The organism is Paraburkholderia piptadeniae (assembly GCF_900007165.1).
In the GTDB taxonomy this organism is placed as follows: domain Bacteria; phylum Pseudomonadota; class Gammaproteobacteria; order Burkholderiales; family Burkholderiaceae; genus Paraburkholderia; species Paraburkholderia piptadeniae.
In genome coordinates, this window is record NZ_CYGY02000158.1 from 1 (window position 1) to 7,755 (window position 7,755).

6 protein-coding genes and 2 pseudogenes are annotated in these 7,755 nt (G+C 60.7%); 7 read left to right on the forward strand and 1 reads right to left on the reverse strand.

Features of this window, described 5'->3' with window-relative positions:
* The first annotated feature begins 186 nt into the window (after nucleotides 1-186).
* Nucleotides 187-519: a hypothetical protein gene (locus BN2476_RS50075; RefSeq protein WP_173819732.1), complete on the forward strand. Its 333-nt coding sequence runs from the start codon at nucleotides 187-189 to the stop codon at nucleotides 517-519.
* A 33-nt stretch (nucleotides 520-552) separates the two neighbouring features.
* Here the strand turns inward: BN2476_RS50075 and BN2476_RS43580 are convergent, their stop codons facing one another.
* Complete coding sequence (locus tag BN2476_RS43580; RefSeq protein WP_235851243.1) at nucleotides 553-957, reverse strand: MotA/TolQ/ExbB proton channel family protein; 405 nt, start codon at nucleotides 955-957, stop codon at nucleotides 553-555.
* Between the two features lie 838 nt (nucleotides 958-1,795).
* Here BN2476_RS43580 and BN2476_RS43590 point away from each other — a divergent pair.
* From BN2476_RS43590 to BN2476_RS43615, 6 genes and pseudogenes are all read left to right on the forward strand, one after another.
* Nucleotides 1,796-3,352 (forward strand): hypothetical protein, encoded by a 1,557-nt coding sequence (locus BN2476_RS43590; RefSeq protein WP_087740299.1) that lies wholly within the window; start codon nucleotides 1,796-1,798, stop codon nucleotides 3,350-3,352.
* 26 nt (nucleotides 3,353-3,378) lie between these two features.
* A complete protein-coding gene (locus BN2476_RS43595) occupies nucleotides 3,379-3,666 on the forward strand; it encodes a CBS domain-containing protein (protein WP_087740300.1) in 288 nt (95 codons plus the stop codon).
* Nucleotides 3,667-4,028: 362 nt separating this feature from the next.
* Nucleotides 4,029-4,286, forward strand: a pseudogene (locus BN2476_RS43600) (divalent metal cation transporter); the annotation flags it as partial.
* A gap of 201 nt (nucleotides 4,287-4,487) precedes the next feature.
* Nucleotides 4,488-4,949, forward strand: coding sequence for a type II secretion system major pseudopilin GspG (gspG, locus tag BN2476_RS43605; protein ID WP_087740302.1), 462 nt, complete (start codon nucleotides 4,488-4,490; stop codon nucleotides 4,947-4,949).
* Nucleotides 4,950-5,212: 263 nt separating this feature from the next.
* A complete protein-coding gene (locus BN2476_RS43610; protein ID WP_087740303.1) occupies nucleotides 5,213-5,992 on the forward strand; it encodes a phosphodiester glycosidase family protein in 780 nt (259 codons plus the stop codon).
* 638 nt (nucleotides 5,993-6,630) lie between these two features.
* Nucleotides 6,631-7,755 (forward strand): annotated as a pseudogene (locus BN2476_RS43615) (hypothetical protein); the annotation flags it as partial.

Genomic DNA, 7,755 nt, shown 5'->3' on the forward strand with positions numbered 1-7,755 from the left:
GTCTTGACCGGACCATGAAGGTGAAATGCATGCTTGCACAGAACAATCCCGATCAGCGTCACGTTTTGCATAGAAGTGATCTCCCGAGGAAATAACCGGCTGCGTACCCTCGCTGCGCGGAAGGGGGTGACCATCCCATTACAGATGGCGCCGGTACTCGAGGCTCTCTGAGCGACGACCGGCTACGTGAGCCAGAAAGCGCAATCCGAGCGGCTCGCAGGCCTTGAAGTGGTCGATGTCAACAAAGAGCAGTGGAAAGATGCTATGCGTGCGACGGGCTCAGCACCCGCGCACCGCGAGCCGCAAGCATCGCCTGCACAACAGCGCCGTGATGAGAGATTGATCCGGACCGCGTCGAGCCGCTGCGTGGCCAGCGATGCCAGCATCAAGGCCGCGAGCAGAAAGAACATCACATCGATCATCGGAATGATTTCGATGTGGCCACGTCGGGATGCGCGGGAGCGTCTGAGCTTCATCACGGTTTTCCTCGCGCATCGTGTTCGAGGCGAAGGCCGTTGAGTTGCGGGTCGGCAAACAGTTCGAGTTCGTCCGTCAGACGTTCGCATCGCCGCGAGAAGTAGTTGAGACGATCAACCCGATCGCCGTCGCTACCAGTGACTGTGCCACTCCGCCGGTTACACCGCCCGGATCGACAAGCCCATTGCCGCCGAACAACTGGAACGACTTCATCATCCCGACGATCGTGCCGAGCAACCCGAGTAGCGGGGCGGCCGTGGCGATCGTTTCCAGTAGCCACAAGCCCCGCCCCTTGTCGCTCTCGATTTGGGCGGCGATCGATTGCGCTGAGGCCTCGCGCAGCCGGAGCGGCGAGTCCGATTCCGGCAACCACGGCGCGGCCATGCGGCGGAACGCGTTGTGCGCGGCAAGCGCGCAGATGCTGGAAGAAAATCCCGCGGAAGACACATCAACGGGTGATGGCGCGAGCTGCAGAAGCATGGTCGGCGCACTCGCGAAGCGAGCGAACACGTATGCCCGGTCGATAGATTCCGCCGCCAGTATTGGGACGCCCGCGAACCAGACGCCGGAGTTGTGTGTAATCAAATGGGCTCAAAGCCCTTGTGGTTCGCGCGCGGGCAATGGACCAATGTACCCTCGCAGCCCCTGGCCTCATCGCTGTGCACCATGGTGACGCCCTTGTGGACTGCCGTCTCGAAACCAGAGCGAGGCGTCCCGAAAAAATCGGTGCGGATCAAGAATATTATTTCCCGCTGCGGCATCGCGTGAAGACACGCACGCCACCTGTGCCTAAGCCCACTACCTCCTACCACCAAGTCTTCCGCACGGTCGAATCGCCCGCATGTTCCTGGGACGATCGTTACCCGAGACTTCGATCCCGCGAAAAAGTGACCTCCGGCCGCCTGTTTGTCGGAAGGTTAAACCTATTTCGTATCGCGCTCTAATGTCCCGTCCACTTGTTGCCGACACCCAAGTATGAATTACTTGATGGGAGGCGGGGGTGGTGCACAAATTACCGATTCACTGAGTGCCTGTTCCTTTGCAAATGCGCCCGCTCACTGCTCAGAGGCGGGGCGGCCGGGCGGGTTATGTGACTGTCGCTCCGGTAATCGAAATTCCTGGCCGGCAGGCAGTTCGATAAGAAACGCGGCGCCTCGGTAACACCTGGGGGTCGCTGACAGATCGATCCCCACTGCAGGCACCTTATTAAGGATAACGAATCAGATGGCGGATTCACTTTCCGTCACGCGTGTCACGCCTGTGACTCGGGCGATTACCTACTGACTTTTGCCGGGTCTTCCGGCTGTGGATTATTTCTGTGATCAATCGACGACAATTTCTCGGCTGCCTGACGGCGGCGGCAAGCAGCTGTGTCCTGGTGGCGTGCGGTGGTGGAGGCGGCAGCGACACCCCTACGCCTGGCGGCAAGAAAAGTTCAGTGGCCAAGGCGAGCGCGTCGCCCTCGGCCAACGGCACGACGGTCCCGCCTGCGGCGTCCATTGCCGACAACGCCGGCAATGTGTGGACGCTCTCGAGCGGGTATATCTACAAGAACGGGACAAAGGATCCGTACTCGTACAACGTCACTATGCTGCTGTGGTACAGCGGCAGCGTCTATCAGGAAAACACGAGCGGCAATTTCTATCAGTGGACAGGCTCGACGTGGGTACAGTGTCTCGATCCGCGCCTTGGGGGCACTTCGACAGACGGCACGGCGATTCCGCCTGCCTCTTACATCATCGACAAGTCCAACAACATCTGGACGGTTTCGAATGGCTATATCTACAAGAACAGCGTCAAGGATCCCTATTCCTACAACGTGAGCCTGCTGTTGTGGTATGGCGGCATGATCTATCAAGCGGGAACAGGCGGACAGTTCTATGTCTTGACCTTGGCCGGCAACTGGTTACCGTGTGCCGACCCGCGTATCGCCGCGGTGGCGTCGCCGGGTGCGTTCTACGGCATAAACGGGCACTACGACTATCCGTTTACGCCCGCTCAGGTCGTCGGCGCACTGCGTACGCTGGGGTGCACGACATATCGCCTCGGTTGCATCAACACGCCGGCCCAGCTGAACCCGGTGGTGTCCATGGCAAGCGCTTTCCAGTCCGCAGGACTGACGCTTTTCACCCTCGTCAATTACGGGCTCCACGACGCGAACGGCATACTGTTCACGAGTGAAGCGGCGGGCTACCAGGCAGCATTTGCAGGGGCGGCGGCAATTGCCAGGGCCCTGGCGCCGTATGGCGTCACGATGTATGAATGTGGCAATGAGCTGACGCGCGATCCGGCGATCATCGTGAATCCGGCAACGGCTGGAACAGGGCGCGCTGACTTCAACAACGCTAACTGGCCGATCATGCGCGGCGTCATGCGCGGCATGATCGATGGTATCAAGTCGGTGCAGCCGAACGCCAGGTGTGGCATCAACTTCTGCGTGGCAGATGTCGCTGCTTCCGACATGCTGTGGGACGGCCTGCAGCCGGATGGAACAGGTGGTTACCCTCAGGTGCGCTGGGACATCACCACGTGGCACAACTATCAGGCTTACGGCGATATCTTCAACGTGGGCACAGATGGCGCCGGTCCAGGCTTCAACCTGCCGGTCTACTGCAAGGCGCGCTACGGCGTGCCTTTCATGATCACCGAATGGAACGCCAGCCCCGAAGATACCGAAACATTCCGCGCGAGCTATGTCACACAGCAACTCGGCGAATTTTATGCGGCACGCAAGACGGATGCGATCCAGTCGGTGATGTACTACGAGTTGGACAGCGGTGACAACACGTACGGCATCGTCACGAACAACCTGGTACCGATCCAGCCGACCTACGGCGCGTTCCAGAGCTTCGTCGCGGCGAATCCCGACACCTGAGCCGAATTGCGGGCACGGCAGTCGGTATGCGCGTTCGCTACACCACGAGCTTGTCCCACCCGGCCGGATGTGCCGTTCGATTCGGTGAGCCATTTTCGACTCGGCTTCACCATCTTCTGGTTGTCGAGGATGGCGAACTCCAGGGCGTTGTACCCGGTCGCGATCTGCTGCGCGCGTTGAGCCCGTTTGCCGGAAGCGTGGCGGCGTCGCCCCGGGATCCCGGCACGCTCGACAGGCGCGTGCATCAGATCATGTCCCGCAAGCCCGTGACTGTGTCGCCGGATGCCCAGGTCAACGATGCATCCCAATCGTGATCACGCATTCGGCGTTCAGCGCCCGCGAGCGTTACCTGTACATCATGTGTCACGATCGCGACGTGCATCTGGCATCGGGATGAACGTGTCGCGGGACCACGTGCTGGTTGCCGTGCTGCTGGTGATCGTAAAGTTCGTGCAGATGACGCTGTTAAAATGATGTCGACAGCACATGGCAGGGCGGGCTCACAATGCGACCTGTGTCAGCCTGGGCGGGCGGGCGCGAACAACACCATGTCGCGGTGTACCGTGGGAATCTCTTACCCCGGGCGTAGCCGACGAGCCTTTCTTCAGTGCTTCCAAGGCCTTTCACAGACATTGCGCGCAATTGAGCCAATTGAGCCCTCGTCGAGGCTCGCTGGTTCTACGCGGTCTATGCGGTCAGCGTCATGGGGGCCGACGCCCTCGTGTGGGGAGTTGCCGATCTCGTATGGCTGAATATCGCCGCGCAGGTGCTGAATGCTTTTCTGCTGCCACTGGTAATCGGGTTCCTGGTGGCCCTGGCAACGAAGGCGCTTCCGGACAGGTACCGCTTGCGCGGTGGCTACCGAGGGGTGCTGATCGGCGTTTCTGCGGTGGTCTGCGGGATCGGGTTCGTCGGCGGGCTCGCCGGATTCTGATCACGCACGGCCTGACAGCATGGGGACGATGCACCCATGCGATTTGTCAGGCGCCGGGATTGGCGCGACAGTTAGTGCGGTACGGTATCCTTAGGATGTGTCGATCGTCGTGCGTAGCGGGCACTTTGCATGCCTCGTCCTCGCAGGCACCGCAACCAGGATGGGCTGCCGGCAACAACCTTGACTTGTCTGAGCTTGACCATGTCCCCGCCACGCAACGCCTGCCTTGTTAGCCGCGATACGCAGCGCGGCTTTACGCTCATTGAAATCATGGTGGTGATTGCGATCCTCGGCATTCTGGCTGCGTTGATCGTGCCGAAGATCATGAGTCGTCCTGACGAAGCGCGCCGCGTGGCCGCGAAGCAGGACATCGGCAACATCATGCAGTCGCTCAAGCTCTACCGGCTCGACAACGGCCGCTATCCGACCCAGGAGCAGGGCCTGCGCGCGCTGGTCGCAAAGCCGACGACGGACCCGATCCCGAACAACTGGAAGGACGGCGGCTATCTCGAACGCCTGCCGAACGACCCGTGGGGCAATGCGTACCAGTACCTGAATCCCGGCGTGCATGGCGAGATCGATGTTTTTAGCTATGGCCCCGAGGGCAAGGCGACAGGCGGAGGCGACGCAGGCTACGCAGGCTACGTCGGCTCGTGGCAGTGAGGCGCTGCTGGCCGTGCAGGCGCCGGATGCGGCGCCACGCCAATGAGACGTGCCCGGACAGGAAAGTTGTTCATGTCACCCGGCGGCGACACGTGTCTCAAGCCGCGTAACGCGCTCCAGCTCCGTCCTTGCCGCGATGCACCTCGAATGCGATTGGCAACGCCGCGGTCCTATCGAAGACAATCCGTTTCTGAAGGCAACCTCAAAGGATTCCCCGCTGGGCCTGATGGGGTTCAGCGCGTTAACAGGGAAGTGACTCCACAATGCAGGGCATTTCGCTCAGACGACTTCGGGGTATCACGCGCTACGCGCAGAATCTGCTCCACCTCTGCATCGTCGTGTTGCCCATGGCCGCATGCGCAGCTGATGTGACCGAGTTGAACGTTGATGGCGTCAACCTCGCGGCTTGCGCAATGGATCTGCGCAAGGACAGGCTGGCCATGCACTGGAAGTCGGACGCTGGCCAGGTTTATGGATCGCTGCAAGCACTCGATGCCGCGCTCCGCAAACAAGGCAGAAAGATAGTGTGCGGAACCAACGGCGGCATCTTTGACCGATCGCAAAGACCGCTTGGGCTGTACATTGAAAACGGCACACTGCTGCGACGCCTGAATCTGCGCCGCAACGCATACGGCAACTTCTACCTGCAGCCCAACGGGGTGTTTCTCCTCTATCCTGGGCGCGCCGAGATCGTTACAACCGAAGAATACCAGGCCAAATCCGATGCAGAGAAGCGCCTGATCGCCTTCGCCAACCAGTCCGGGCCGCTCCTCGTGCGCAACGGCGAACCCAATCCTCTGTTCCCGGCGGATTCGACGAACATCACGACACGCAATGCGGTGTGCGTCCGTAGCCCAACCAGTGTCGTCCTTGTCGTGACGCAGGTTCCCGTCACGTTCTACGACTTTGCCCGCGTGCTTGCAGAGCGCTTCGCCTGTCAGACGGCGCTCTACCTGGATGGCTCGTTGTCCAGCTTCTACCCCAAGCGGCGTGCCGGCCTCGAGCGCGCGTTGGGCGTCCTCTTCGCGGTCACCACGCCATAGCCGGGATGCCATGACCTTCCACGTGTGGCTTGCCAGACGGGGGACCGCTCCATCGGCAGGCCATTGGCCACATCGTGGCGTCCGATGGCCTCCGACTGATCGTGAAGATCGCGCCGCACGGCTGACACCAGGGAACATTTCATTTCTTTTGGTGAGCGATACGATCCCATCCATAGCGGGATGGACGCGCATGTTCCGGGTAGAGCGGGGACCCGTGAACGAGCCTGAATATCCGAGGCTTCAGATATTGCGAAGCCCGGCCGACCCTCAAGAGGTCGACGGGGAAGAACATTTCAGGGACGCTGTGGCACCGGCACGCGATGTCGGCGGTATGAATTGAAAACCGCCTTCTGTTCAGCGCATTGAAAAATTGCCACGAGGCGCACACTGCCTCTCGTCTACTGCGTCCGGTAGCCCGAATATTCAACGGGCGTAAACGACGGCAACGTCCGATCGTTTCATAGCGCTTGCAGCAAGCATTTTTTGCCGACCTGGGCCGCGCAAAAAGACCCGCGGCCGCGGTCGCGGATTCTGGCATAAATAAGGAGTACTAAGTTAAACGGCTCAGACGGGACGGTTGTGACCGATCCTGCTGTGACCGGTACGGGGATACTACTTTCTCGCGGTAAGGAAATTTAATGAACCATATGAAACTATTGGGCGTGGTAGCAGCGACGGCGCTGGCGTTATTCGGCGCGAAGAATGCACATGCCCAAGCAACGATCACGGTCTTCGGCGCGCAATACAAATTGTGTGCGTACGAAAATGGTTACTGCTCGTTCACGGGCAGCGGATCGGTCGTGTTCGGCGCGGTGCCGCCCAATGCAACGACGGCCATGCTGACGATGCCGAAGACGTTTAGCAATGGCGTGGGCTGTTATGTAGGCTCGGTCTCGCAGACAGACCCTGCGGTCGGCTATGACAAGTCGTGCTGGATCAGCCAGGCACCAGCCAGCCCACCGCCCGCGACCAGCACGCCCCCCGCGACCACACCGCCGGCGACGAGCACCTCGCCAGTACACTCCACACCGCCGACGTCGTCGACAACGTCCTCTGCGACCTCAGGATCGTCGCCGTCGAACCCCACAACCCCGGCTCCCGGCAGCTCAACCATCTCGTGCGGCACGGCAACGCAAACGGCTGGTGGTACTCACAATGGCCTGATTACCGCCGACACGCCAACGACGGACGGTCTGCGCATCTTCCAGAACAACGCACCGTTCAAGATTGCGATCACGACAAACTCGCCGAGTGCCGATACAGTCGTCTGGTCAGCCGCGGACTCGAATGGCGCAATCAAGGCGCAGGGCAGCTTCCCGGTGAGCGCCGGCGTGCAGACCAATATAATGCAATGCCATTCGACCTGGTCCGGATATGGCGCCATTACTGCTACGATGCGCGCAAATGGCGGTACGTTGCCACGAAGCGGCACGCGTCCGACAGGCATCGCGACGTTCGGCGTGCTGCCGAACCTCACGCCCGTGCTCGGCACCGTGAACTACGCGCATCAGGACCAGCACCGCTTCGGCATGCAGGGCTTCAACGGCAACATCGCCGCGCTGCACGACCTGGGGATCTCGTGGACGATTGACGACCGTGAGCAGTCGGCGATGGAGCCGAACGGCCCCAACACGTACACGCCGAACGTGAGCGACCTCGACCCGTTCTACAAGAACAACCCCGACCAGATGCGCATCGTGCGTCTTGACGGTATCCCCGCATGGAATTCGAAGACGGGTCAGTACACCGACAGCTACTACGCG

Bases quoted from the DNA above. Each gene is read 5' to 3' on its own strand.
- BN2476_RS43610 (WP_087740303.1), top strand. From the start codon at position 5,213: ATGCAGGGCATTTCGCTCAGACGACTTCGGGGTATCACGCGCTACGCG.
- BN2476_RS43595 (WP_087740300.1), top strand. From the start codon at position 3,379: ATGCGCGTTCGCTACACCACGAGCTTGTCCCACCCGGCCGGATGTGCC.
- gspG (WP_087740302.1), top strand. From the start codon at position 4,488: ATGTCCCCGCCACGCAACGCCTGCCTTGTTAGCCGCGATACGCAGCGC.
- BN2476_RS43580 (WP_235851243.1), bottom strand. From the start codon at position 957: ATGCTTCTGCAGCTCGCGCCATCACCCGTTGATGTGTCTTCCGCGGGA.